We start from the raw sequence: 25,357 nt of genomic DNA, 5'->3' as shown, positions 1-25,357 counted from the left end.
CGCCTTTTTGCTCCGTACGGGTGAGACACGCGTGGGATCAGGTTTGCTGCCCGGCCGGTCAGATCCGGTCGACGAGGTCCGCGATGGAGTCCACGACCTCGGAGGGACGGAACGGGTAGCGGTCGACGTCGTCCGGCTGGGTGACGCCGGACAGCACCAGGAAGGTGCGCATCCCGGCTTCCAGGCCTGCCAGGACGTCGGTGTCCATCCGGTCGCCGATCATCGCCGAGGTCTCCGAGTGGGCGCCGATCGCGTTCAGACCGGCCCGCATCATCAGCGGGTTGGGCTTGCCGACGAAGTACGGCTCCTTGCCGGTCGCGGCGGTGATCAGCGCGGCGACCGAGCCGGTGGCGGGCAGGTCGCCCTCGGCGGACGGGCCGACGTTGTCGGGGTTGGTGGCGATGAACCGGGCCCCGTCGTTGATCAGCCGTACGGCCTTGGTGAGCGCCTCGAAGGAGTAGGTGCGGGTCTCGCCGAGGATGACGAAGTCGGGTTCGTGGTCGGTGAGGATGTAGCCGATGTCGTGCAGCGCGGTGGTCAGTCCGGCCTCGCCGATGACGTAGGCGCTGCCGCCGGGCCGCTGGTCGTCCAGGAACTGGGCGGTGGCCAGGGCCGAGGTCCAGATGTTGTCCACCGGCACGTCCAGGCCCATCCGGCGCAGCCGTGCGTGCAGGTCACGGGCGGTGTAGATGGAGTTGTTGGTGAGGACCAGGAAGGGCTTCTCGGACTCCCGCAGCTTCTTCAGGAAGGCGTCCGCTCCGGGGATCGGGACGCCCTCGTGGATGAGGACACCGTCCATGTCGGTGAGCCATGACTCGATGGGCTTGCGGTCTGCCATGGGGTGCGTCTCCTGGCGTGCGGATGGCGTACATGCGGTCGAGCCGTCATGCGTGGACTGGGGCGCCGGAACCACGGCGTACCGACGCCCACAGCCTAGTCAGGACCGCGTGAGTGCGACCCCGTCGATCACCCGGTACCAGTTGCTGCCGCCGGTGCAGCGGAAACGGGTCCGGGCCGTGGTGGCTCCGGCGGGAATCCGGAGGGTGACGGTCTCGGTGCGGGAGGGCACGTCGGCGGTGCAGGTGCGCACGCGGACACGGGGGTGGCGAGGTCGTACGACACGAGGACCTCGCCCTTGCCGGAGCCGGACCGCCCGAGCAGGGCCCCGTCACCTCGCCGGGTACCACGGTGAGGTCGAGCGAGCCGAGAACCACGTTCACGTCGTACTCGACGCCCACCGAGTCGACGCGGGTGCCGCCGGTCGTCCGAGGACTCCCGGCAGGTCCGCGACGGTCTCGGCGGCGAGGGCCGGCGGGCAGGGGAAGCGGTCGGGGGTGACCAGGCCACGGCCCGGGGTGCGGCCCTGCCGCCGGACGCCCTCGGTGTAGCCGGCGAGGGAGAGCGGCTGCTCCAGCTTGGGTCCGGCGACGAGCGTGCCGCGTCCCTGCCGGCGCAGCTTGCCCTCCAGCACGAGCTCGCGCAGCGCCTGCCGTACGGTCTCGCGGGCGACGCCGTACGCCTCCGACAGGTCGCGCTCGGTGGGGATGACGTCGCCCTCCCCGAGGTCACCGACGAGATGATCGATCCGCGCCTTCACCGCGTAGTACTTCGGGATGCGGCCGTGCTCCGGGATGCCCGGCGCGGACGGGGGGCGCCGGGGGCCTGGTCGTTCGGCTGGTCCACGGAGGGATGTTCGCAGACAGCGCTCTCGCCGTCGGTCAGGGGGACACCGCTCACCGCCGTCTGCGGGCCAGCAGAAACGCGGCGCCCCCCACGGCGAGCAGGGCGACGGTGGCCGCGAGCAGCCCGTGGGCCGCGCCCAGGCCGGTGCCGGCCAGTTCGCGGGCCCGCTCCTCGGCCTCGGCGGCGAAGGGCAGGGTGGCGCCCGGGGATGCGGTGGGGCTGCCTGCGGGGGTGGCCTCGGAGCTGCTCCCCGGGCTGCTCCCGGGGGAGGACTGCGGGGAGGACCGCGGAGAGGACTCGGGAGCTGTCCCCGGGCCGACCTCGGCGCCGATGGAGGGCACGGCGGGGGCGAGGCTCGCGGGCGGCGGCTCGCCCCCGATGCCGAAGCGGTAGCGGTTCGACTCCCCCACCCAGTCTCCGTCCGCCCCCCGCCGCTGGACGACCGCCGCGTTGACCGTCACCGCGTTCGGTACGGCGTCGGAGGCGACGGCGAGTCTGACCTTGACCGAGACGGTCGCCCCGGGCGCCACGGTGAGCCCGGGGAAGCCGTCCCCGTCGAACACGCCGACCAGCTCGGACTCGTCGGTCTCCGTCAGCGGTACCGGGCGGGTGCGCGGGCCGTCGTAGAACTCCAGCTCGGCCTGGGACGGCTTGAGGGTCCGTTTGTCGTCGACCAGGACGACGACCGGGTGGACGTCGGTGCAGGTGCGGGAGGTGGTGTTGGTGAGGTCCAGGTACCAGGTGCCGTAACCGCCGCCGGCCTCGTAGGACGAGGGGCCGTCGTGGATGCGGGTGGCGAGGGGGAAGCCCTGCTCGTCGGCGCCGGCGCAGGAGGCGTCGGCGCGGGCGGTGCTCTCCGACGACGGCAGGGGCGCGGACGTCACCGACGGCAGGGGTACGGCCGTCGCCGGCGGCACGGGGGCGAGAAGGGCGGCTGCGGCCACGCAGAGGGACAGGGACGTGCTCAGTCGCATGATCATGTGATCATGCCGGGCAGCGACCGGACCTCCCGGCGCCACTCCACGAGCCGGCACCGACACCGCTCGAACGGCCCCCTCCCTTCTGGTTACCACCGGGGGCCGCACCGCCAGGCCCGTGCCCACGCGCCGCACCGCCAGGCCCGTGCCCACGCGTCCCGCAGCCGGACCCTGCCCGTGCATCCCGCCCGTAGAACCCCTGCCCGCGCCCTGCCCTCGCGTCCCGCCCCCGAGCCCGGGCCCTGCCCGAGCCACCCGCCCGGCCCCGGCGTCAGCCGTCGGCGCGACCGAACAACGGGGCGAGCAGCAGCTGGGCCGCGCCCTCGGCGACCCGTCGGTCGCTGCCGGGGGCGAGCCGGACGGGGACGGTCGTACCCAGACTGCCCTCCCGGCGGGCACGGGCGTCGAGGACGGCGGCGACCCCGCGGACGAAGGTCTCCGGGGCGGCGGCGATCGTACGGCCGCCGAGCAGCACGAGGTCGATGTCGAGCAGCGCGGCCAGGTTCGCCGCTCCGGCGCCCAGCACCCGGGCCGCCTCGTCCGGGTCCGAGCGGCCCACTGCCGCCAGGCACAGCGCCTCGATGCAGCCCCGGTTGCCGCAGTGACAGAGGGGTCCGTCCAACTGGATGACCTGGTGCCCGAACTCCCCGGCCCCGGTCCGCGCCCCCCGGTGCACGCCGTCGCCGATCACCAGTCCGGCGCCGAGGCCCGTACCGAGGTGCAGGTAGGCGAAGGAGCCGCCCTCGCCGCCGACCGCGAGCCCGAGGGCGGCCGCGTTGCTGTCCTTGTCCACGACGACCGGCACCCCGAGCCGTTCCGCGAGCGCGTCCCGCAACGGGAAGCCGTCCCACTCGGGGAACCCGGTGACCCGGTGCAGCACCCCGTGGATGTGGTCGAGCGGCCCGGGTGCCGCGACCCCGACCCCGAGGACCTCCTCGGGCACCTCCTCGCGCAACTCGCCGACCAGCTCCGCGGCGGCCCCCAGCACCGCCGCCGCCCCCGCGCCCAGGTCCAGTGCGCCCTGCCGTTCGCCGACGACCGTGCCGACGAGGTCCACCAGCACGGCACGCAGCTCGTCCCGGTCGAGCTGCAGCCCGACGGCGTGCCCGGCCTCCGGCACCAGGCGCAGCACGGTGGCCGGCTTGCCCCCCGTGGACGCGCGCCGCCCCGCCTCCGCGGCGAAACCCTCCTCGCGCAGCCGGGCGGTGATCTTGCTGACCGCCTGCGGGGTGAGCCCGGTACGCCCGGCCAGTTCGAGCCGGCTGATGCCGTCCTCCCCCGCCGTGCGCAGCAGGTCCAGCACCAGCGCGGTGTTGTGACTGCGCACGGCGAGCAGATTCGCTCCGGCCGGGCCCGGGCGGCCGCTCCTCGTCGTCCTGTTCACGCCGCTCATTCTCCCTGCCGCTTGCACTTTGGCAACAGCGTTGCCAAAGTGGGAGCCATGACAGCTGCCACTCCCCTCCGCGTCGGCCTCGTCGGCTACGGCCTCGCCGGATCCGTCTTCCACGCCCCCCTGATCGCCGCCACCGAGGGCCTCGCCCTGGACACGGTGGTCACTTCGAACCCCGAGCGGCAGGCGCAGGCGAAGGCCGAATTCCCCGAGGTCCGTACCGTCGCCGCGCCCGACGAGCTGTTCGACCGGGCCGACGGCCTCGACCTGGTCGTCATCGCCTCGCCGAACAAGACGCACGTCACGCTGGCGACGACCGCCCTCAAGGCGGGCCTGCCGGTCGTGGTCGACAAGCCGGTGGCCGGCACCGCGGCCGAGGCGCGCGAGCTGGCCGCCCTCGCCGAGGAGCGCGGCCTGCTGCTCTCGGTCTTCCAGAACCGCCGCTGGGACAACGACTTCCTCACCCTGCGCAAGCTCCTGGCGGACGGCGAACTCGGCGACCCGTGGCGCTTCGAGTCGCGCTTCGAGCGCTGGCGTCCGCAGCCGAAGGGCGGCTGGCGCGAGTCCGGCGACCCGGCAGAGATCGGAGGTCTCCTCTACGACCTCGGCAGCCATGTCGTCGACCAGGCGCTGGTCCTCTTCGGCCCGGCCACCGAGGTGTACGCCGAGTCGGTGATCCGCCGGGCCGGCGCCGAGACCGACGACGACACCTTCATCGCCGTCACCCACGCGAGCGGCGTCCGCTCCCACCTCTACGCCTCGGCGACGGCGGCCCAGCTCGGCCCGCGCTTCCGGGTGCTGGGTTCGAAGGCGGGGTACGTCAAGTACGGCCTGGACCCGCAGGAGGCGGCGCTGCGCGAGGGCGAGCGGCCGGGCGCCGACTGGGGCGTGGAGCCGGAGTCCCTGTACGGCAGGATCGGCGCCGGGGAGTCCCCGGTGACCGGCGGCGGCCGTGCCGTCACGACCCTGCCCGGTGACTACCCCGCGTACTACGCGGCCGTCGCCAGGGCCGTGCGGGGCGAGGGCCCCAACCCGGTGACCGCGCTGGAGGCGGCCGCCGCCCTGGACGTACTGGAAGCAGCCCGCCGCTCGGCGCGAGACAAGGTGACGGTGACCCTCTGATGCACCACCCGCAGATCACCCCCAGGTCGACTCCCGAACTCACCCCGTCGGTGGACGAGCTGGAGAAGCAGGAACGCGTCCTGGTCTTCCGGCAGTTCACCTACGACGACGCGTGGGCCCTCGGCTCCCTGCTGGTGGAGATGGCCCGGGAGCGGCAGGCCCCGGTGGCCATCGACATCCACCGCGGCGGCCAGCAGCTCTTCCACGCGGCCCTGCCCGGCTCCACCCCCGACAACGACGCCTGGATCACCCGCAAGCGCCGGGTGGTGGAACGCTACGGCGCCGCGTCCTACCTGGTGGGAGCCCGCTTCCGGGCCAAGGGCACGACGTTCGAGGAGTCCTCGCGCCTGGACCCCGACACCTACGCGGCCCACGGCGGCTCCTTCCCGATCACCGTGGAGAACGTGGGCGTGGTCGGCTCGGTGACGGTCTCCGGCCTGCCCCAACTCCAGGACCACCGCATGGTGGTGGAGGCCCTGGAGCGCTTCCTGGACCTCTGACACCGCCAGGGCGCAGCGCCCCGTGAGGGGCGCTGGGGGCACCCCCCGGCCGAAGGCTGGGGGAGGAACGGCGCGAGCGACCACGACGGCGTCGCACGCGCCCGCGCAGAGCCCCGCCTCCCAGCGGAGCGCCTACGCGTTCTTGAACTCCTGCCGCTGCCGGCCGAGCCCCGCGATCTCCAGCTCCACCACGTCGCCGCCCCGCAGGAACGGCTTCGGCTCCGGCGCCCCCAGCGCGACCCCCGCCGGGGTCCCCGTGTTGATGACGTCCCCGGGGTAGAGGACCATGAACCGGCTGACGTAGCGCACGACTTCGGCGACCGGGAAGATCTGCTCGGCGGTGGTCCCGTCCTGCTTCAGCTCGCCGTTGACCCAGAGCTTCAGCGACAGGCCCTGCGGGTCCCCGACCTCGTCCGCCGTGACCAGCCACGGCCCGAACGGGTTGAACGTCTCGCAGTTCTTCCCCTTGTCCCAGGTCCCGCCCCGCTCGATCTGGAACTCCCGCTCGGACACGTCGTGCGCGACGGCGTACCCGGCGACATACGCCAGCGGGTCCTCGTCGTCGGTCAGATAGCGGGCCGTACGCCCGATGACGACGGCGAGTTCGACCTCCCAGTCGGTCTTCACGGAGCCGCGGGGGACCAGCACCGTGTCGTCCGGACCGACGACCGTGTCCGCGGCCTTGAAGAAGATGACCGGCTCGGCCGGCGGCTCGGCCCCGGTCTCACGGGCGTGGTCGTGGTAGTTGAGCCCGATGCACACGATCTTGCCGATGCGCCCCACCGGCGGCCCGATCCGCAGCCCGTCCGCATCGAGTGCGGGCAGTTCGCCGGCCTCGGCCGCGGCCCTGACCCGCCCGAGGGCGGCCCCGTCGGAGAGCAGGGCCCCGTCGATGTCGTCGACGATCCCCGACAGGTCGCGCAGGACCCCCTCGGCGTCGAGCAGAGCGGGCCGCTCCGCTCCCGCCGTACCGACTCGCAGCAGCTTCATGGTCGTCACCATCTCCCTTGACAGCAGTCGTCCGGCCGATGGGTGCAGCCATCGGAGGACTGGCCGATCCTCCAAGATCCCGGTGCAGCGGGCAATACCCTGTTCACCCACTGGACCGTAGGCAGCGGTGGGCTCACCCGTACAGCACCGCCCGCTCGACCGCGCTCCAGGTCGTACTGGTGACCACGTACAGCGCGGCGGCCAGCGGCACCACGGCCACGGTGAACAGCGTGAGATACGACAGGTAAGGCGCGACCTTGGTGACCGCGCCCAGCCCCGGCAGTTGCTCGCCCTCGGCGCCGCTCACGGGCGGCAGCCCCGTCCGCGCCTGCGCCGCAGCCCTCCTGGCGCGCAGCAGGTTGAAGGTGGCGACCGCGGCGACGAGGGCGAAGAGCGCCGCGTAGACGAGTCCGGCGCCCGCGGACCCACTGCCGAGGACGTCGGCCCACCGTCCGCCGAGCGGGGCGCCCAGCAGCGCGTGGTCCAGCAGGCCGTTGTCGTGGCCGCCGATCGTGGAGCTCGAGAAGAGGTGGTAGAGCAGGAAGAACGCGGGCAGTTGCAGCAGCCCGGGCAGACAGCCGGACAGCGGGGACACCTTCTCGGCCGCGTGCAGTTCCAGCACGGCCTTCCGCAGCGCCTCCTGGTTCTTGCCGTGCCTCTTCCTCAGCTCCGCGATTCTCGGCTGGAGCGCGGCTCGGGCCCGCTGGCCGCGGGCGGCGGCACGGGAGAGGGGATGCACGAGCAGTCGTACCGACGCGGTGAACAGGACGATCGCGGCGGCGGCCGCGGAGGCGTGGAAGAACGGGTGGAGCAGGTCGGCGAGTTGCTCGACCAGGGCAGCGAAAACTGACATGGGGTGGGAGCCCTCCGTGGGTCTCGTCGTGCCGTGGGTGAAGAGGTGGGACGGCATGACGACCCGCGCGAGGACACCCGACCGGTGCGAGGGGTGTCCTACGCGGTGGCCGCCGGGAGGGCGTGGCCGGGGGCCCGGGGGCGGCGGCGGCCGCTGGCGTCCGGGTCGCGTTGCGGCAGGAAGGCCGTACGCCGGGCCCGGTCGCGTATCGCCGTGCGGACCCGGGCGGGTGGCACGGCGGGTGCGGAGCGCGCGGCGCGGAACGCGGCGGCCGCGAGGGCCGAGCCGGCGGCCGCGGTCGCGGCGAGCGCGAGGGTGGTGAAAAGGCTGCCGGAGTCGAGCAGCAGGAGGGCGAGCAGGAACAGCAGCAGGGGGGCGGCCGGACGGGACAGCAGGGCCCAACGGCTCTTCATCCGCATGCCCGCTCCCTCCCTGTGGTCATTGCCGTTTACACCTGACCGGTTTCCAGCGGCTCCAGGAGCCGCTTGGGCTTCAGGAGCGCCCGGCTGACCGGATCGGCCGGGTCCGGGTCGAGCCCCGGCCCCGGTGTGATGACAACGTCCGAGACGGGCACCACGGTTCCGCAGGCGGGACATTCGCCGTACGACCCGAGTTCGGTGCCGCAGTCCACGTGCCGGAAGTAGCGCAGCCGGCGGTCCGTGAGGTGATCGCGCCCCCAGACGGCGAGGGCGCGCAGGGCGGGCCACAGCTCGGTCCCGCGCTCGGTGATGACGTACTCGTCCCGGGGCGGCGACTCCTGGTAACGGCGCTTCTCCAGGATGCCCTCCTCGGTGAGCGTCCTGAGGCGGGCCGACAGGACGGCGCGCGGGATGCCGAGGTGAACGAGGAAGTCGTTGTAGCGCCGTACGCCGTAGAGCGCGTCGCGGATGACGAGCAGGGTCCAGCGCTCGCCGACGACCTCCAGCGCGCGGGCGATCGAACACTCCTGCGTCGCGTAGTCCTTGCCCAGTGCCATGGAGCCACCTTAGCCAGTTCCCCCAGCGTAGATTCAATCATTGAACCTACCGTGCTACGGTACCACCATGCCTGAGTTCAATGAACGAACCCTTACGGGGGTCGAGGCGCCGAGTGGCCGGCACCAGCCCGTGGCACCCACTCCCGACGCGACGCCTCGCGCCCGCGCCACCCTGGCCCTGACCAGCGCGGCCACCGCCGTGAGCCTGATGACGTACACCGCCCCCGTGGTCACCCTCCGCGACACCGCGGCCGACCTGCACACCCCGTTGTCCGCCCAGGCCTGGCTGATCAACGGGACCCCGCTCGGCCTGGCCGCCCTCCTCCTGGTGGCCGGCAGCCTCGCCGACGACTTCGGCCGCCGCCGGGTCTTCCTGCTCGGCACGCTGACCCTGGGCATCACCACCGCGCTCGGCGCGCTGACCGACTCCACCTGGCTGTTCACGCTGGCCCGTATCGCCCAGGGCGCGGCCAGCGCGGCGATCCTGGCGAGCAGCCTCGGCCTGCTGGTGCACGCCTTCCCGAGCCCGCGCGGCCGGCTGCACGCCACGGGCGTGTGGGGTGCCTTCGTCAGCGGCGGTATCGCGGTGGGCCCGCTCCTGGCGGCAGCGCTGCCCAACTGGCGGGTGGCCTACGCCGTCCTGGCCGCGGCCACGCTGCTGGTGGCGGTCCTGTCACCACGGGCGCTCACCGAATCCCGCTCCCCGCGGGGCGGCCGCCCAGACATCCTGGGCGCCCTCACCTTCGGCCTGGCACTGGTCTGCCTGGTGGCCGCGCTCACCCTGGGCCGTGACGGCTGGCTGCGGGCCGAGGTGGGCCTGCTCTTCCTGGCCGCGGTGGTCCTCATAGCCCTCTTCGCCCTGGTGGAGCACCGCACCGGCACCCCCATGATCGACCTGAGCCTGCTGCGCCGCCCGGGCTTCCTGGCCTCCTCCGCCGGCGGCCTGTTCACGGGCTTCGCGGTGATCGGCCTCTTCAGCTTCCTGCCGGTCCTCTTCCAGCAGGTGCTCGGCCTGACCCCGCTGGACACGGCGTGGCTGTTCCTGCTCTGGTCGGGTCTGTCCTTCACGGTGGCACTCCAGGCCAAGCGCCTGGCGGGCCGCGTCCCGCCCCGTTGGCAGCTGGCGCTCGGCTTCACCCTGCACGCGGCCGGTGTCCTGACCATGCTCGGCGCCATCGACTCGGGCTCCTGGCAACGCCTGCTGCCGGGCCTGGTCCTGGGCGGCATCGGCAGCGGCCTCCTGAACGCCGCCCTGCCCCTGCTGTCGGTCGAGTCGGTCCCGGCCGCCCGCGCCGCCATGGGTTCCGGCGCCCAGCAGACCTTCCGCTACATCGGCTCCTGCGCGGGCGTCGCCCTGACGATCGCCATCGTGACCTCGTCGGCCGCAGGCCCGGGCCACGGCGCGAACATCGCCCTCGCGGTGTCGGCGGGACTGGCCCTGGTGGCGGCGGGGACGGTGCTGGGGGTGCGGGAGCGGAGCTGACCGGTCCCGCCGACGCGCCTCATGAAGACTGACGCGGTGTCCGTGTGCGGGGTCCGCCGAGCAGACGAAGACGAGGAGCGAGCCGCCCCTGCCGACCACCACCCGCTTGGGGGTCCTGGCGGCAGCCGAACCCGTCGCGCCGGCAGGAGGTGACGTCGCCGGCCTTCCGGCCGCGCCGGCGCGGTGTCGTACTGTCAGGGGCTGCCCGAGGCGAGATACGCGCGAGTTCCGGCCAGACGAACCGCAGGAGCGCGGAACGTGATCCCGGAACCCTCCGTCCCCAGGATCACGTCGAAAACGCCTCCGTGACGGACCGGGATATCCACCTGCCGGGCTTCGGCAGCCCCCCACCCGGTGACTCGAAGACCATCGACCCCGGTGAAAACGAGGGAGAACGCGAAGGCGTTGAAGCCGTTGACTGTCCATTCCTCAGGGGAATTCACGGGGAGGTGTCTCGTATCAAAACCCAGAGTCACCGAGTTTTCTCTCTCGTCGATGTGCACGTAGGTCAGATCGATACGATCCGGGGTAGGCGGTACATCGCCGTACAGTTCTCCCAGAAGATTCGAGGCCGCGAGCATCCGTGTCCAGTCACCGCTCATAGAACGTCCTCTCATCGGTTGGCGGCAGGGATACGTGACGCCGGGCATCGATCTTGCTCACGAAAAGGTGCCGCCCGTCGTCCGAGTCACCGTGCTGGATTTTGAACGCGCTCACATGACCGACCCGTACGGACTCGTTGCAGTCGAATCGAAGGGCGATCCCGGCACCGGCGACGGCCACTCGCATGCGCCTCTCCTCTCCCCACGGCTCGAGTGTGACGGTGCCGACGGCCGGCGGAACCCATTCGGTAAGGGACACGTTCTCCACGGCCAGGAACTGAAACTGGCACTGCACCGTGTCCACCCCCGCATCGATCCAATCCTGAGGTGCGGATTCGGGGAACGACAGCAGGTCGCCTCGCAAGGTCACCGTAGGCCCGCGCCAGTTCAGATTGACCGAACGAATCCTGACCTCGCTGATGATCGGGGTGCTCCCGTAGAGCGACTGGAAGACTTCCGGATTCACCAGAAATTCTTCAACGGTCATAGTAATAGTGCTCCTCGCAGCCTGGGACCTGACCATTTCGAGTGTCCTCGAACGGTCTCACATGAACGTGCGGCCCCTGGTAGCCGGGTTCTCCCGGCTTCTGGTGTCCGAACCAGTGGTCCTGGAAGACGACGAAGTCCTCGCCGTTGGGATGCTCATAGACTTCTTCCGTGTAGTAGATGGGCTGGTAGTCGTCCCCCATCAGTTGTTTCGAGCCCTGCCACTCGGGCGTCGTGGCAGGAACATGGTTGTTGACTTCGATGGGCGCGGCGCCCTCCGGAATCCCTGCGTCCCGCAACGCCTGAGCCTTCGCCTCCGCCAGAGTGCGCCCGACAGGTTCACCACATCCGGGGGCGAGGCCAAGCGGATCGATCCAGGTGTGCGGGTTGTGGACGTAGGCGACCGGGTTGGGAGCGGGCCCCAGACCAAGCGGGTCGAGGGTGAGATAGCGGGCCGTTTCGGGGTCGTACGTGCGGAAGTAGTTGTGGTGAAGGCCTGTTTCGGGGTCGTAGTACTGGCCTGGGAAACGGAGTGGCGTGTACGCGGTCGCATCGCTGTTCCAGGTGGTGGTGCCCCAGAGCGTCGCGCGGGTGCGCCAGGCGATGTCACCCTCTTCGCCGACGAGTTCGGTGGGCGTGCCGACGAGGTCGGTGACGATGGCGAAGAAGCGCTGGTCGACGACGCGTTGCGGAGAGTCCATGGTGATGACGCGTTCCGTCTGGACCAGTGGACGTCGGCCTTGGTGGTCCCAGGTGAGGATGACACGGTGGGACTGGTTCACGGCCGCGGTGGACTGTTCGCACAGGACGTGCCCGTCCCAGGTGAACAGGGTTTCCTCGACAACGCTCTCACCGTCGCCGGCGAGGCGCTGTTTGGCGATACGGCGGCCCAGCGGGTCGTACTTGTAGCGCCAGCGGGTGCCGTCAGGGGTGACGACGGAGGTCAGACGGTCCTCGACGTCCCAGGTGTAGTCCCAGGTGTCGGGCTTGCGGGACAGGCGGGGTTTCTGGCGTCGCACGATGCGTCCTGCGTCATCCGACTCATAACGGACGCCTCCGGCACGGGTGATGCGAGTGCCTACGTAGGTGCGTTGCCCCGTGGACTCCTGTCCGGGGTGTCCGGCGGGCCAGTTCGCCGTGGTCATGTTGCCCGCGTCGTCGTAGGCGTAGGACTCGGTCCACTTCTCCGCACGCACCGCGGTCACCCGGCCACCGGTGTCGAGATCGTAACGCCGGGAACCGTTCAGCAAGTCGTCGAGACCGATCAGTGAGCCGTCCGCGCTGTAGGTGAAGGCGCGACGCTGAATCAGATCCGCGTCTGCGAGCACATTCTGGGTGGTGAGACGACCTCGTACGTCGAACGTGTGGGCCAGAGTGACTGTCTCGCCGAAGTGGCAGGCGATTTCCCGGCCGACTTCGTCCCGGTCGAAGCCGATGGAATGTCCTGCGGTGGCGAGTTCGGCCGGCCGGCCCGCGGCGTCGTACCGCCACGCGCTGGTCGCACCTCCCGGAGTGGTACGCCGGATCCTGCGCCCCAAAGCGTCGTACACGTTGTCGAGTGTGCGGCCGTTGACCGTCTCGGACGTGCGCAGACCCCGTTCGTCGAGTTCCAGCGAGAGCACGGCGTCCGGGCCGGCGGCCCCGACAAGGCGACCCGAAGGAGCGAAGTCGAACCTGGTGACGTGTCCCTCGGCGTCCTTGCGGACCATCTGCCCGAGAGCGTTGCGCTCGTACCGCACCGTCTCACCAAGGGCGTTGGTACGACAGCTCACACGGCCTGCGGCATCCAGGGTGTAGGCGCGGACCCTGCCGTCGAAGTCGGTTTCGGAGGCCAGACGACCGGCGGGATCGTATGCGTAGGTCCATCTCCGCCCGGCCGGGCCGAGAACCTGAACGAGGCGGAGCTCGGTGTCGTGGACGAACTCGTGGCGCACCCCGTCCGGACCGGTGCGTGCCGCCACGAGGTCGAAGTGGGTGTACTCGAACGACGTGACGGCCCCGGCCGGATCAATGTGGCTGAGGCAGTTGCCTTCACCGTCGTACGACCATGATTCGGACCCGCCGTCCGCGGTCGTACGACGGAGCGGTCTGCCTTCGGCCGTCCATTCCAGTCGCGTGGTCGCGCCTGCCGCGTCGGTGACGGAGACCGGCCGCCCGAACAGGTCCCGCCGGTAGCGGGTGACCGCACCCAGAGAGTCCGTGACCTCCATGAGAACCCCGGCGCTGTTGCGGCGCAGCCGCGTGACGTGCCCGAGCGCGTCGGTGACGGAGACCAGATGCCCGGCCCCGTCGTAGGCAAAGCGCGTCACCGCACCTGCGGGATCCGTCACAGCAGTGCGATTGCCTCGCTCGTCGTGCACCTGCCGCCACACGGCACCGCCCGGCAACGTCACTGTGCTCGGCTGACCCGACCGGTCGTACTCGGTCCTGATCTCGTGACCGTCAGGGCGCGTGATCGCGACTGTGCGTCCGTTCTCGTCGAGTCTGTACCGGGTGGTGTGGCCCAACGGGTCGGTGACAGCCCTCAGCCGTTGGTCGTCGCCCCACTCCCGCACAGTGACATTGCCGAGTGGATCTGTCTCCTGGATCAGGCGCAGCGCCTCGTTGTGCTCGTAGACGCGGGTGTGGCCGAGGGAGTCGGTGACCCTGGTGGTGCGGGTGTCCTCGTCGTAGGTGAGCACGGACGCGAGGGCGCCCCCGGTACCTCCGGTGGCGACGACTCGGCCCCGGTCGTCGTACCGGTACCAGTACGTGGTGTCGTTCCGGTCGGTCCAGGAGGTGATACGACCCTCGGCGTCGTACGTGTACCGCATGGGCAGGCCGGAGGAGTTGGTCTCCTCGGTCAGGTGGCCGTGCTCGTCGTAGCCGAAGGCGAGCAGGGTGGTACCGGGCCGGTCCGGCCGGGCGGGGTCGAGCAGCCGCAGGCCGGTGATCCGGGAGCGGGTCGAGTCGTGGTCGAGGGCGATGCGGTAGCCGCCGGAATGCACGACGGCTCCGGGGATGTCGCCTTCCTTGTACTCGACGGTGACGCGGTTGCCGTTGCGGTCGAGGATGTGCTGGAGGGGCAGGTCGACGGCGGTCTCCCCGGCCGCCGCGACCGGGGAGTGGAAGACGTGGACCAGGCCGGTGTCCGGGTCGGTGACGCGGACCGCGCCGTCGGTCTCCTCGTCCCAGGACAGGGTCAGCCGGGAGCCCGGCGTCAGCGGGTGCACCGGGCCCGGGTTCTCCGAGTCCAGCGGCGGGAAGCACAGGCGGGCGCCGTCCGCCGCCGCGTACACGAAGCCTTCGTCATCGGCCTGGACACGCTGGTCGAGAGTGGACGCCCAGGACGGCCCGAACCAGCCGCCGAGGCGGTACGACGAGAGGTGCGTGCGTTCCAGGACCAGCGGCAGCACACCCGGCAGGGACACGTCGGTGCGGGGCAGCACCATGTCCCCGGTGGCCACGTCGATCGGGTCCCGCACGAACGTCTTGACCATGTTGCGGATCGAGGCGGGCAGCTTGTCGAACCCCGGGTTCAGCTTCAACCGCTCGAAGGCCGCGCAGTCCAGCCCCATCGACTTGCTGAGCCCGGCCAGCGCCGCCGGCCCCAACGCCTTCAGTCCCTTGCCGAGCGCCTTGCCCAGCACCCCGAAGCCGACGCCCATCACCGCACCCTCGGCGAGGATGCCGGCCAGCTTCTCCGGGTCCTTGAACGCGCCCGGATCCTCCAGCAGCGTGGTGAACGCGGTGAACGTCGCACCCTCCTTGGCCAGTTTGGCCACCGCCGCGACCCCACGGATCTCCTTCAGCGCCTTCAGCGCCCGCTCCACCCCCCGGATGACCTCCATGATCCCGCGCACCGCGGTCCCGAGAGCGGTCCCCTCCTCCTCGATCCGCCCGACCAGCGCCACCACCTTCAGCGCCCGCTCGCCGGCCATCAGCGTCGAGGCGACCTCCGAGGCCCCCGCCGTCAGCACCGACAGCGCCAGACCCGCGATCTCGAACTCGACGATCTCCGCCAGCATCACGCCGATCTCGGACAGCAACTCGTGCGCCTGGTCTGCGAAGTCGTCCAGCGCCTTCGCACCCTCCCGCAGCGCGTGCGCCATCTCGGTCGCCTGCTTACGGGCCGCCTTGGAACGCCTGCCGAACTCCCTGGCGGTCTTCCCCTCCCACTCCACGCCCCGCAACGACCGCTCCGCCGCCGTCGCCGCGTCGTCGAGCCCCGAGGCCAGCCCCCGCCACTTCTTCGCGATCTCCCGCACCCCGTCCGGGTCCACCGCCGGATCCGAGATGCCCAGGAACTCAAGACCACTGGCGACCGAGTCGCCGAACATGTGGTTGAACTTGCTGATGTAGTGCAAAGGATTGAGATCGACCACGCCCGGTTCAGCCCTTCCCGCCCCGAGCCGCCGACGCGATCAGCGCATCCAGCAGATCGAAGGCGTCGGACACCCCACCGATCAGCTTCGCCTCCGCGTCCCACTCCTCACCCAGCTGCCTGGTGAGCTTCGCCAGGGTGGCCATCCCCTGCTCTATCTCACCCTTCGCCCCCAGCAGCGAACCCAACGCCCCCAGCGCGCCCAGGTCATGGGACTGCGCCTCGAACTGCTGCAACGGCTTCGCCGTGTGCTGCCCCACGCCCCGCAGCCCCGAGGCCGCCTTGTGCATGGACGCCGCTTCCTTCTTCAGATCCGACATGCCACCACCCCCGTACTTCACTCTGTGCACATGCCAACCCCAGACCCTAGGGAGAGTGATTATGCGGAAGGTATGGGCAAGCTCAAGGGACGGCAAAGACCGCGAACGCGCTACCCCCGCGGCCGCATCGACACCAGCCTCCCCCACACCACCATCCGGTACCGCGAGGTGAACTCGGGCGTGCAGGTGGTGAGGGTGATGTAGTGGCCGGGCTCCTCGTATCCGTACGACGGCTTGACGATCGACCGCGGCACGGCCCTGATGACCCCCGAGTCGCGGGACGAGGTCCGCGGCAGGATCTGGTCCACGGCGTAGGTGTAGGTCGCCGCCTCCGTCTCGACCTCGACCGTGTCCTTGACCCGCAGACGCGGCAGGTAGCGGAAGGGCTCGCCGTGCGTGTTCCGGTGCCCGGCCAGCGCGAAGTTCCCGGCCTGCCCCGGCTGTTGGGTGCCGGGGTAGTGGCCGACGTACCCGTGGTTGAGCACGTTCGGCTTGCTCACGCCCTCCGCGACCGGGACCCGCAGCCCGAGCCGGGGGACGACGAGGATCGCGTACGCCTGGGAGGCGACGACCCGGGTGGTGTACGACGTCCGCCGCCGGCCGGAGCCGGAGGACCCGGAGGCCACGCCGGATGAAGAGGGCCCGGCCGTCGCCGCACCACCTGAACTCCCCGCACTCTCAGAGCCCCCGGAGCCGCCCCACTCCCGCTCCAGCGCCGCCACCTTCCGCTCCGCCCCCTGCTTCGCCTCCCGGTTGGTCCACCACAGCTGGTGCACGACGAGCAGCATCAGCACCACGCCCACCGTGACGAGGAGTTCGCCCCCGCTCCACAGCACCCGCCGCCGCCGAGCCCGCCACCGCCGGTCGCCGTGCCCCACGACCCGTCGCACCGCACACCTCCCGCCGTCCGCCGCCGCCCGGTTGGGCACGCACGATAGGTCGACCGCCGCCAAGTCACCAGAGCCGTGCGGCCCCCCGCCACAGCACCTCCCCGTCCCCACTTCCTCCACGGGTTTTAGAAAGCGCTGTCGCAACCCTCGACAACCTCACGCACCACACCCGATGCTTCCTGTTGGCATGCGGGGGGACGAGTCAACGTCGTTGCGGAGAACGGCGTTTGAGCCGCACCGAGAGGTTGAGAGACAGCCATGATCCGACGCAGAACACTCCTGGCCGCCGCGGGAGGCGGCCTCCTGGGCAGCGCCCTGGCCGCCGGCACGGCCCGCGCCGACGCCACGATCGCCGTCAGCCCGTCCACCTCGTACGGCACCTGGGAGGGCTGGGGCACCTCACTGGCCTGGTGGGCGAACGTCTTCGGCGCCCGTGACGACTTCGCAGACATCTTCTTCACCACCAAGTCCACCACCTACAACGGCACTGCACTCCCCGGCCTCGGCCTGAACATCGCCCGCTACAACCTGGGCGGATGCAGCTGGAACAGCGTGAACGGCGAGTCGATGGCCGCCTCCGCGAACATCCCCGCGTTCAAGCAGATCGAGGGCTACTGGCAGGACTGGAACAACGAGGACCCCACGTCCTCGGCCTGGGACTGGACCGCGGACGCGACCCAGCGCGCGATGCTGGTGAAGGCGGTGAACCGCGGCGCGACGGCCGAACTCTTCGCCAACTCCCCCATGTGGTGGATGTGTTACAACCACAACCCGTCCGGAGCCGCTGACGGCGGCAACAACCTCCAGTCCTGGAACTACCGCCAGCACGCCTCCCACCTCGCCGCCGTCGCCCTGTACGCCAAGAACCACTGGGGCGTGAACTTCGCGACGGTCGAGGCCTTCAACGAACCTTCCTCCTCCTGGTGGACGGCGACCGGCACCCAGGAGGGCTGCCACATCGACGCCACGGTCCAGTCGGCCGTACTCCCCTACCTGCGCAGCGAGTTGAACACCCGGGGCCTGACCGGCACGAAGATCTCGGCCGCGGACGAGACCAGCTACGACCTGGCCCGCACCACCTGGAACTCCTACTCGTCCACCACCAAGGGGTACGTGGACCGCGTCAACGTCCACGGCTACCAGGGCTCCGGCGGCCGCCGCGACCTGCTCTACACGGACGTCGTCACCACGGCCGGCAAGGCCCTGTGGAACTCCGAGACCGGCGACGACGACGGCACCGGCTACACCCTCGCCTTCAACCTCCTCTACGACTTCCGCTGGCTGCACCCCACGGCCTGGGTCTACTGGCAGGTCATGGACCCGTCCACGAACTGGGCGATGATCGCGTACGACGCGGACACCCTGGCAGCGGGCGCCGTCACCACCAAGTACTACGTGATGGCCCAGTTCAGCCGGCACATCCGCCCCGGCATGAAGATCCTCGACACGGGCGTGAGCAACGCCGTGGCCGCCTACGACGCGTCCGCGAAACGCCTGGTGATCGTGGCGTTGAACACCGCCACCGCCGCCCAGACCCTCACCTTCGACCTCTCCGGCTTCACCACGGTGACCGGCGGCACGGGCGGCCTGGTCCCCCGCTGGAACACGGTGACGACGGGCGGAGACGCGTACAAAGCGTACTCGGACACGTACGTCTCGGGAAATACGGTGGCGGTGTCGGTCCCGGCGAAGGCGGTGCAGACCCTGCAGATAGACGGCGTGACGCTCTAGCCGTACCCGGGCGGCGCCGGGGGCCCACCGCATCCCGGCGCCGCGTTCCTACGACAACAGAACCCGCATCTCCACACGCACCTCGTCCCCCGCCCCCAGCCCCTGCGGCCCGCGCACGGCGTTCTTCAGCGGCAGCAGATACCCGCCGTCCCGGGGAAACAAGGACGTCTCGAAGGCCACCCCACCGACCCTCGCCTCGACGGGAATCACACCCCACCCGTACGAGGCCATGGCCGCGACGCCCCGGATCTCCTCGGACTCCTCCTCGGGCACCGGCACGAAGTAGTAGGGAGCGGGCCCCCGCCACTCGACGACCTGCCCTCCGAACACGAACTCCACGCAACGACTCCCCTCGCGAAGGACTGTCCTCCATCTCTATCTCTTCTTTGTCACCGACGGGCAGTACGGTGTCGTTCATGCGCCCCGACACGCCTGCCGAGAACGTCGACCACTCCGCCGAAGCGGCACGCCTGGAGCGGACCGCCGGCCTGTACCCGGAGGACGCGGAAGCACTGCTCCTGCAGGCCGCGGCCCACCTGGAACTGTCCGACGACCGCCCCGCCGCGACCGCGCTCTACGACCGCCTGCTCTCCACCCCGGACACCCTGGAGAACGCGCCGCTGGTCCGAGCCCTCAAGGCCTCGAACCTGTGGGAGTACGACCACGAGGCCGAGGCGCGCGCGATCATCGACGGCATCCGCGTCACGGCCCCCCGGGACCCGGCCCCCTGGGTGATCGTCGCCGAGTCCCTGGAGTCCCACGACGAGCTGGAGGCGGCGCACGACACGTTCACCGAGGCGGCCACTCTCCTCCTCGCGAACGTGACCGAACCCCCTCGCGCCACGCACCCGGTGCTGTTCGGCCGCCACCGGGTCCGCCGCATGCTGGGCCTGCCCCACGACGAGTGGGACGCCCGCGCCGACACCCTCCACTCGTCCTCCGTCTCCCTGGACGAACTCCACGACCCGAAGCGCGTGTGGTCGCTGGGCTCCGACAACCCGCAGGAACTGGAAGCGGAGATCTCCCGCCTCCGAGCGGAGCTGGGCACCTACCGCGAGGCCCTCTCCCGCCCCTTCCCGGTGGCGGTCCTGCACTGGCCGGCCCAGGAACTGACGGAACTCCTCACCGCCTACCCGGCCCTGTCCACGGAGTACCCGTCCCACCCCGAACACCTCGCGACCATAGAGTCGTCACTGCGCGAACTCTCCGCCTCCGGCACGGCGAACCTGGGCATCGTGACGGCCACGGTCCCCTCCTACGAGGCCTTCGCAGCCTCGGAGGGCTCGTCCCCGTCGGACATGACCCTCCTCCCCCAGTACGCGACGACACTGGCGGCCCGTGGACGGGCGGTGGCCTGGCCGCCACAGCGGACGTCGGACTGCTGGTGCGGCGAAACCCAGCCGTACGACGCCTGCCACGGCTCGTAACCCACCCACCACAAACCTCCAGCCGCCGAACCAACCCGGCTCGCCCCGACCGACCCGACGCGCGCGCCGACCCCGGCCGCGGTCAAAGCCTGCCTGGGGCCCACCCCGGTAAGCCGCCCACTTTCCCCGGGCCGCCCGCTCGCTTCCACCCCGTGCTGGAGCGGCCTGGGTCAAGGGTGGCCCGAAGGGCCATCGGCGCAGCCAACGCGGACGCAGAGCGGAGCGCCCTTTAGGCGGGGCGCGGAGGGACGACACTGGGATGCAAGCGGGCAGCGCAACGGCAACAGCGTAGAAGCCGTTGCCACCATGAGGGTTGTCAGCCTCACCTGCTACAACAGAGTCATTACGGTGTGTGAGGGATGGGGAATCAGCGTGGCTCAGCCAGGGGACCTGTCGCAGCCTGTCGCGGGTGTTTACGAAGAACTCGTCACCCAACGCATGCAGGAACAGATGGAGCAGCTGAGCACGGCTGGCTGGAAAGCCATCGCGGACGAGGTCAGCGAGGAATCGTCACCCCATGTACTTACCCGGCACATCAGCCGGGCTATAGGACGTCGACTCAGTCAGCTGCCGCAGGATAAACGGGTCGCGGTAGCCAACCAGATCATGGAGTCACTTGCCTCCAAGTCCACAGACCTCGAACCCGCTGAAGCAGTCGAGCTAATCGCTGACGGTCCCCGTCAGCTCCTGGCCCTCGCGGAGAGGGAAGCTCCTGGCGTCTACGCGATTCGACCGCTTACACCGCTGTCCGAAACCGCGCTCATCACCAACTCGCCGGACGATCCGAGCCTCGGCAGCGAACTGCGGGCCGAGTTGGCCACGGCGGACCGCGTCGACCTGCTCTGCGCCTTCGTGAAGTGGTACGGCATTCGCGTCCTGGAAAGCTCGCTCCGCGAGGCAGCCCGGCGCGGTGTGCGTATTCGTGTCATCACTACGACGTACATGGGCGCCACCGACCGACATGCCCTCGATCGTCTCGTCCGCGACTTCGGTGCCGAGGTGAAGGTCAACTATGAGACCCGCTCGACTCGCCTGCACGCTAAGGCTTGGCTCTTCCGCCGCAATAGCGGCTTCGACACCGCGTACGTCGGCAGCTCGAACCTTTCCAAGGCCGCGCTGCTAGACGGCCTGGAGTGGAACGTCCGCCTGTCGTCGGTGGCCACACCTGCCGTGTTGAGTAAGTTCGAGGCCAGCTTCGACTCGTACTGGAATGACATCGCCTTCGAGGCGTACGACCCAGATCGCGACGCCCGCAAATTGGATGAAGCTCTGGGTGTGGCGGGTAGCTCGACGCCCAACCAGGACTCGAAGATCAGCCTCTCCGGCCTTGAGGTTCGCCCGTACCCGCACCAGGCCGACATGCTGGAACGGCTTCGTGTCGAGCGTGAGGTCCGCGGTCACGATCACAACCTGTTGGTCGCCGCGACCGGGACGGGTAAAACCGTCATGGCCGCCCTTGACTACCGCAGTCTGTACAGACAGTGGGGTGGCAAGCAGTATCCGAGGCTGCTCTTCGTGGCGCATCGCAAAGAGATCCTGAAGCAGTCGCTGCGCAAGTATCGCGAAGTGCTCGATGACGCTTCCTTCGGTGAGCCGCTCTTCAGTGGTGAGTTGCCACGCGACTGGCAACACGTCTTCGCAAGTGTGCAGTCACTGACCGACCAGCGACTTGAGCAGTTCGACCCGGAACACTTCGACATTGTTATCGTCGACGAGTTTCATCACGCCACTGCTTCAACGTATCGCCGCGTTCTTAACCACTTCAAGCCGAAGCAACTCCTTGGACTTACCGCCACTCCCGAGCGTGCCGACGGGATGAACGTACAGGACGAGTTCTTCGAGGGCAGGATCACCGCGGAGATGCGACTGTGGGAGGCGCTCGACAATGACCTTCTCTGTCCGTTCCACTACTTCGGTGTTCCCGACGGCACGGACCTCAGCCGCCTCAACTGGCGGTCGGGAACGTACGATCAGGCCAAGCTCGGCGACTTGTTCTCTGCCGATCACGCGCGTGCCCGCATCGTCATCAAGCAGGTGCGCGACAAGATATCCGACCCGATGAGCATGCGGGCGCTTGGATTTTGCGTGACAAGAAAGCACGCTCACTTCATGGCTAGGTGCTTTCAGGACGCGGGGTTCAAGGCGGCGGCTTTGGACAGCGAGTCGAAGCCCGAAGTCCGAGACCGGATCCTGTCCGAGCTCAAGACAGGGGAAATCCAAGTCATCTTCTCGGTGGACCTGTTCAACGAGGGCTTGGACATCCCCGACGTCGATACGCTACTGCTCCTGCGTCCGACGAACAGCGCTACGGTCTTCCTCCAGCAACTCGGACGAGGCCTTCGTCGAACACCAGACAAGCCCGTGCTTACCGTGCTCGACTTCATCGGCCAGCATCGCGCGGAGTTCCGATTTGAGGAGCAGTTCCGCGCGATGACGAACCTGTCGCGCAACCGACTCCTTGATCACGCTGAGCGCGACTTCCCGCTTCTGCCATCCGGCTGCCAGATCATCCTCGAAGGTAAGTCCAAGGATCTTGTGCTGGACAATATTCGCACACAGATCAAGGCCACCGTCCAGACTCTCGCCAAGGAGGTCAAGGCCTTCAATACGCCGCTCCTGGACGACTACCTGCGGGAGAGCCGCCGAGAAGTCAAAGAGCTGTACAAGTCGAACAACTCGTGGACGTCCGTCCTGCGCCGCGCCGGCTTGGCCGATCTTCCTGAACAGGCCCGCGAGGAAGACCTGTTGAAGCGCGTGCATGCGTTCCTGCACGTAGATGACCCCGAGCGCGCTGAAGCGTATACCCGGCTACTAAGCGACGACGCCCCGACGTATGAGGCTCTGGATCCAAGGGGTAAAACGTACGCGCGCATGCTCTTCTTTAACCTCTGGGACAAGGCTGGCGGTTTCACCTCGTACGACCAGGCTCTTGAGTCACTGCGCGAGCAGCGCGCCTTCCGTAGCGAACTGCGACAGGTTCTCGTCCACGTGATGGAGAAGGCCGACCACTACCCCATCCCCCTGGAGGGCCCGCACGCGCACATCCCTCTGAAGATCCACAGCGCGTACAACCGCTCCGAGATTCTTGCCGCACTCGGCATTGCTCGCCTCGGCGGGCAGATGCCTGGGTCCTTCGCTCAGGGTGTCCTGTGGGATGAACCGAACCAGACGGACGCCCTGCTGATCACTCTCGAAAAGAACGAGAAGGACTTCTCCCCTACGGTCCGATATAAGGACTATGCGCTCAGTCCCACACTCTTTCACTGGGAGTCCCAGAGCACGACCGCTGACATCTCGCCCACTGGCCTGCGATATCAACAGCACGTTCAACGTGGCAGCCATGTTCTGCTGTTCATACGACGCTACAAGGACACCGACATCGGCAAGGCTCAACCGTGGATGCTGCTCGGCCCTGCGACGTATGTTCAGCACGAGGGCAGCAAGCCTATGGCCATCACGTGGCAACTTCACCACAAACTGCCTGCAGATGTGTGGTCATACTCGGCCGTCGCCGCGGGTTAGACGAGCTTCAAGAAAGACCGACCTCGGCCTCAAAGTGAGTCTGAGCCCGGTCAAGCACGTCGTCGGGGTCATGGCCGTGTGCACGCAACCAGTGCAGCACGTCAGCCATGACCTCAATAGCAGCCTGTTCCGCGGCTGCCATACTCAGCAGACTGCCGTTCTCGAAGATGGGACTCCTACTCAAAAGCGGCCAGGTTCCATACAGCTCAAGGATCGCCGACGCTCGCACGATGCGAGGACCGTTTGCTGGACTAGCGGGGGCGGCACTATCAACCATGAGCTCACACCACACCACCTTGGTGTCGCCACGCAGGACCACTCCCCACCGGTGATCAGTTACTACATCCACCAGCGCCATCCCTCGCCCCGACTCAAGAACAGTGCTGACAGCGAGCAAGGTGGGCAACGCCCGGGAATCGGGATCCTCAACCTCCAGACGTAGGTACGACCCGATGAGTTCCATGCGCAGTGTCGTGGGTGTCCCCTCCCCCACGTGCTGAATGACGTTGGCGACGAGCTCCGACACGCAGATCTGCGCTGCGTCCACGTGATCGCCAAGCCCCCACAGGATGAGTCGGAGTCGCAACATCCGCCTCAGTTGGGCGACTTCCCTCGGGTGAGCTGCGAAATCGTGCCGCCAGGGCTCCCGTACAGCACGCCCGCCGCTTGCATAGATCATCAGTACCCACCTTCCACGCCCGCCGTTGCGTAACGCCACGCTGCCGTGACTCGCGGTGACAGATTCGCAGCGGAGATTCCCTTCCTGCAACGTGCACGAAGGGATTCCCTCGTAAGGGTGATTGGCCTTTCGCACCCCTTCCGATGGGATGGACCTTCCGCTAACCCACGAGGAGTTGACATGGCCGGATCCCCCACGGCTCGCCGCCGCCGACTGGCAATCGAACTCAAACGGCTACGGGAGGAGAGCGGCCTCACGTGTAGCCAGGTGGGCAAGGAGTTGGACTGGAGCAGTTCCAAGATCAGCCGCATGGAAACAGGACAGGGGCGCGTTCAAGCCTCAGACGTCGAAGCACTCTGCCGTTTCTACGCGACCCCTCAAGAGCTAAGCGACCTGCTGAAGTCACTGGCCAAGGAGTCCAAGACCAAGGGATGGTGGCACGCGCACGGCGATGCGATCCCTGCCTGGTTCTCCGTCTACGTCGGCCTTGAGCAGGCAGTCTCCACCTTGCGAACCTATCAAGCAGAGTTCATCCCGGGCCTGCTGCAAACCGGGGAGTACGCAACCGAGCAGTGCCGTGCGTGGGTCGACCACACCTCGGAGGACGTCGGACGCATGGTCGATGTCCGGATGCGCCGCCAGGAGCTACTCACCGGAGATGACGCACCCGACCTGTGGGCCGTTATCCATCAGAGCGCACTGCAGCAGGTCGTCGGCAGCCGCCAGGTCATGAGCCACCAACTCGAACGTATGCTGGAAATCAGCAAGTTGAAGAATGTGACTCTTCAGATCCTGCCGTTCGATGCCGGCGCCTACCCTACGACGGGGTCTTACACCATCCTCGGCTTCCCTGAACAGGAGGACCCCGACGTGGTCTACCGAGAGGGGCTCACTGATTCGGTCTACCTCGAAGAGCCCAAAGACGTGGCCCTCTACACGAAGGCATTCAACCACCTCAGGGCATTGGCACTGAGCCCCCGGCGCTCGACCTTGTTGATCACGAGACTCCTGGAGGAACACTCCCGATGATGCCGTCGTCCAACATCCAGTGGCGAAAGAGCACCTACAGCAACGGCATGGGGGGCGAGTGTCTGGAAGTGGCAACCCTCGTTGAGGCAATAGCGGTACGCGACTCTAAGGTCATATGGGGGCCACAGGTTATATTGAGCAATTCTGCATGGCAGGACTTCATACGGGCTCTAGCCCCCATACAGCCAAAAACCCCCTAAAGTTGCCTGGCGCCAGGCGGGCAGCAGCCACCACCGTAGGCGTGTCCGAGTTGGCGACGAACTGCACATTCGCCAGCAATCGCGGTGATGCGAGGACACATCGACCGTTCGACCACAGCCTGAAACAAGGGCGC

Annotated in this window: 23 protein-coding genes and 1 pseudogene; 8 read left to right on the top strand and 16 right to left on the bottom strand. The window is 68.9% G+C overall.

Annotated elements, in window-relative coordinates; all coding sequences use genetic code 11:
• Positions 1–58: 58 nt before the first annotated feature.
• From ACZ4O3_RS28345 to ACZ4O3_RS28325, 5 genes and pseudogenes are all read right to left on the bottom strand, one after another.
• Positions 59–838, bottom strand: coding sequence for an HAD-IIA family hydrolase (locus ACZ4O3_RS28345; protein ID WP_362731659.1), 780 nt, complete (start codon positions 836–838; stop codon positions 59–61).
• 99 nt (positions 839–937) lie between these two features.
• Positions 938–1,090, bottom strand: a complete 153-nt coding sequence (locus tag ACZ4O3_RS28340; protein WP_362731661.1) for a hypothetical protein — start codon at positions 1,088–1,090, stop codon at positions 938–940.
• Between the two features lie 201 nt (positions 1,091–1,291).
• Positions 1,292–1,683, bottom strand: a pseudogene (locus ACZ4O3_RS28335) (GntR family transcriptional regulator); the annotation flags it as partial.
• Between the two features lie 50 nt (positions 1,684–1,733).
• Entirely contained in the window at positions 1,734–2,657 is a 924-nt protein-coding gene (locus ACZ4O3_RS28330; RefSeq protein WP_467724889.1) for a hypothetical protein, read from the bottom strand.
• 274 nt (positions 2,658–2,931) lie between these two features.
• A complete protein-coding gene (locus ACZ4O3_RS28325) occupies positions 2,932–4,053 on the bottom strand; it encodes an ROK family transcriptional regulator (RefSeq protein WP_467724888.1) in 1,122 nt (373 codons plus the stop codon).
• A gap of 48 nt (positions 4,054–4,101) precedes the next feature.
• On the opposite strand from ACZ4O3_RS28325, the gene ACZ4O3_RS28320 reads away from it, so the two are divergent.
• Both ACZ4O3_RS28320 and ACZ4O3_RS28315 read left to right on the top strand, forming a co-directional pair.
• The gene (locus ACZ4O3_RS28320; RefSeq protein WP_467724887.1) at positions 4,102–5,172 is read left to right on the top strand and encodes a Gfo/Idh/MocA family protein; all 1,071 of its coding nucleotides are present in this window, start codon (positions 4,102–4,104) and stop codon (positions 5,170–5,172) included.
• The gene (locus ACZ4O3_RS28315) at positions 5,172–5,672 is read left to right on the top strand and encodes a heme-degrading domain-containing protein (RefSeq protein ID WP_362729907.1); all 501 of its coding nucleotides are present in this window, start codon (positions 5,172–5,174) and stop codon (positions 5,670–5,672) included. Before ACZ4O3_RS28320 ends, ACZ4O3_RS28315 begins: the two co-directional genes overlap by 1 nt.
• Before the next feature lie 132 nt (positions 5,673–5,804).
• Here ACZ4O3_RS28315 and ACZ4O3_RS28310 read toward each other — a convergent pair whose 3' ends face one another.
• The 4 genes from ACZ4O3_RS28310 to ACZ4O3_RS28295 form a co-directional block, all read right to left on the bottom strand.
• The gene (locus ACZ4O3_RS28310) at positions 5,805–6,662 is read right to left on the bottom strand and encodes a fumarylacetoacetate hydrolase family protein (protein ID WP_362729904.1); all 858 of its coding nucleotides are present in this window, start codon (positions 6,660–6,662) and stop codon (positions 5,805–5,807) included.
• A 133-nt stretch (positions 6,663–6,795) separates the two neighbouring features.
• Positions 6,796–7,515 (bottom strand): membrane protein insertase YidC, encoded by a 720-nt coding sequence (gene yidC, locus ACZ4O3_RS28305; protein ID WP_467724885.1) that lies wholly within the window; start codon positions 7,513–7,515, stop codon positions 6,796–6,798.
• A 98-nt stretch (positions 7,516–7,613) separates the two neighbouring features.
• Positions 7,614–7,928, bottom strand: coding sequence for a DUF6412 domain-containing protein (locus tag ACZ4O3_RS28300; protein ID WP_467724944.1), 315 nt, complete (start codon positions 7,926–7,928; stop codon positions 7,614–7,616).
• Between the two features lie 35 nt (positions 7,929–7,963).
• Positions 7,964–8,491 carry a winged helix-turn-helix transcriptional regulator gene (locus tag ACZ4O3_RS28295; protein WP_467724884.1) on the bottom strand — a complete coding sequence of 176 codons (528 nt, stop codon included), beginning with the start codon at positions 8,489–8,491 and terminating at the stop codon, positions 7,964–7,966.
• A 67-nt stretch (positions 8,492–8,558) separates the two neighbouring features.
• On the opposite strand from ACZ4O3_RS28295, the gene ACZ4O3_RS28290 reads away from it, so the two are divergent.
• Entirely contained in the window at positions 8,559–9,974 is a 1,416-nt protein-coding gene (locus ACZ4O3_RS28290; protein WP_467724883.1) for an MFS transporter, read from the top strand.
• A 194-nt stretch (positions 9,975–10,168) separates the two neighbouring features.
• Here the strand turns inward: ACZ4O3_RS28290 and ACZ4O3_RS28285 are convergent, their stop codons facing one another.
• The 5 genes from ACZ4O3_RS28285 to ACZ4O3_RS28265 all read right to left on the bottom strand — a co-directional run bounded on the left by ACZ4O3_RS28285 (position 10,169) and on the right by ACZ4O3_RS28265 (position 16,635).
• The gene (locus ACZ4O3_RS28285; RefSeq protein ID WP_362717772.1) at positions 10,169–10,576 is read right to left on the bottom strand and encodes an Imm50 family immunity protein; all 408 of its coding nucleotides are present in this window, start codon (positions 10,574–10,576) and stop codon (positions 10,169–10,171) included.
• The gene (locus ACZ4O3_RS28280; RefSeq protein WP_467724881.1) at positions 10,566–11,063 is read right to left on the bottom strand and encodes an Imm50 family immunity protein; all 498 of its coding nucleotides are present in this window, start codon (positions 11,061–11,063) and stop codon (positions 10,566–10,568) included. The genes ACZ4O3_RS28285 and ACZ4O3_RS28280 overlap by 11 nt, the downstream gene beginning before the upstream one ends.
• Complete coding sequence (locus ACZ4O3_RS28275) at positions 11,053–15,426, bottom strand: DUF6531 domain-containing protein (RefSeq protein WP_467724879.1); 4,374 nt, start codon at positions 15,424–15,426, stop codon at positions 11,053–11,055. Before ACZ4O3_RS28275 ends, ACZ4O3_RS28280 begins: the two co-directional genes overlap by 11 nt.
• A gap of 7 nt (positions 15,427–15,433) precedes the next feature.
• A complete protein-coding gene (locus ACZ4O3_RS28270) occupies positions 15,434–15,745 on the bottom strand; it encodes a hypothetical protein (protein ID WP_362717780.1) in 312 nt (103 codons plus the stop codon).
• A 110-nt stretch (positions 15,746–15,855) separates the two neighbouring features.
• Entirely contained in the window at positions 15,856–16,635 is a 780-nt protein-coding gene (locus ACZ4O3_RS28265; RefSeq protein WP_362717783.1) for a class E sortase, read from the bottom strand.
• A gap of 258 nt (positions 16,636–16,893) precedes the next feature.
• On the opposite strand from ACZ4O3_RS28265, the gene ACZ4O3_RS28260 reads away from it, so the two are divergent.
• Positions 16,894–18,366, top strand: coding sequence for a glycoside hydrolase (locus ACZ4O3_RS28260; RefSeq protein WP_467724877.1), 1,473 nt, complete (start codon positions 16,894–16,896; stop codon positions 18,364–18,366).
• Between the two features lie 48 nt (positions 18,367–18,414).
• On the opposite strand, the gene ACZ4O3_RS28255 is transcribed toward ACZ4O3_RS28260, so the two are convergent.
• Positions 18,415–18,705: a DUF1905 domain-containing protein gene (locus ACZ4O3_RS28255; RefSeq protein WP_467724875.1), complete on the bottom strand. Its 291-nt coding sequence runs from the start codon at positions 18,703–18,705 to the stop codon at positions 18,415–18,417.
• Positions 18,706–18,782: 77 nt separating this feature from the next.
• On the opposite strand from ACZ4O3_RS28255, the gene ACZ4O3_RS28250 reads away from it, so the two are divergent.
• Together ACZ4O3_RS28250 and ACZ4O3_RS28245 are read left to right on the top strand one after the other, a co-directional pair.
• The gene (locus ACZ4O3_RS28250) at positions 18,783–19,793 is read left to right on the top strand and encodes a hypothetical protein (protein WP_467724874.1); all 1,011 of its coding nucleotides are present in this window, start codon (positions 18,783–18,785) and stop codon (positions 19,791–19,793) included.
• Positions 19,794–20,165: 372 nt separating this feature from the next.
• Positions 20,166–23,315, top strand: a complete 3,150-nt coding sequence (locus ACZ4O3_RS28245) for a DEAD/DEAH box helicase (RefSeq protein ID WP_467724872.1) — start codon at positions 20,166–20,168, stop codon at positions 23,313–23,315.
• Between the two features lie 7 nt (positions 23,316–23,322).
• Here the strand turns inward: ACZ4O3_RS28245 and ACZ4O3_RS28240 are convergent, their stop codons facing one another.
• Complete coding sequence (locus tag ACZ4O3_RS28240; RefSeq protein WP_467724870.1) at positions 23,323–23,994, bottom strand: ATP-binding protein; 672 nt, start codon at positions 23,992–23,994, stop codon at positions 23,323–23,325.
• 180 nt (positions 23,995–24,174) lie between these two features.
• Between ACZ4O3_RS28240 and ACZ4O3_RS28235 the strand changes: the two genes are divergently transcribed.
• Both ACZ4O3_RS28235 and ACZ4O3_RS28230 read left to right on the top strand, forming a co-directional pair.
• Positions 24,175–25,023, top strand: a complete 849-nt coding sequence (locus tag ACZ4O3_RS28235; RefSeq protein WP_467724868.1) for a helix-turn-helix domain-containing protein — start codon at positions 24,175–24,177, stop codon at positions 25,021–25,023.
• Positions 25,020–25,223 (top strand): DUF397 domain-containing protein, encoded by a 204-nt coding sequence (locus ACZ4O3_RS28230; RefSeq protein ID WP_467724867.1) that lies wholly within the window; start codon positions 25,020–25,022, stop codon positions 25,221–25,223. The genes ACZ4O3_RS28235 and ACZ4O3_RS28230 overlap by 4 nt, the downstream gene beginning before the upstream one ends.
• Positions 25,224–25,357 lie beyond the last annotated feature (134 nt).

This window comes from Streptomyces sp. NPDC026515 (assembly GCF_055567595.1).
The sequence above is the reverse complement of the archived record's forward strand: the minus strand, read 5'-3'. Positions and strand labels throughout refer to the sequence as shown.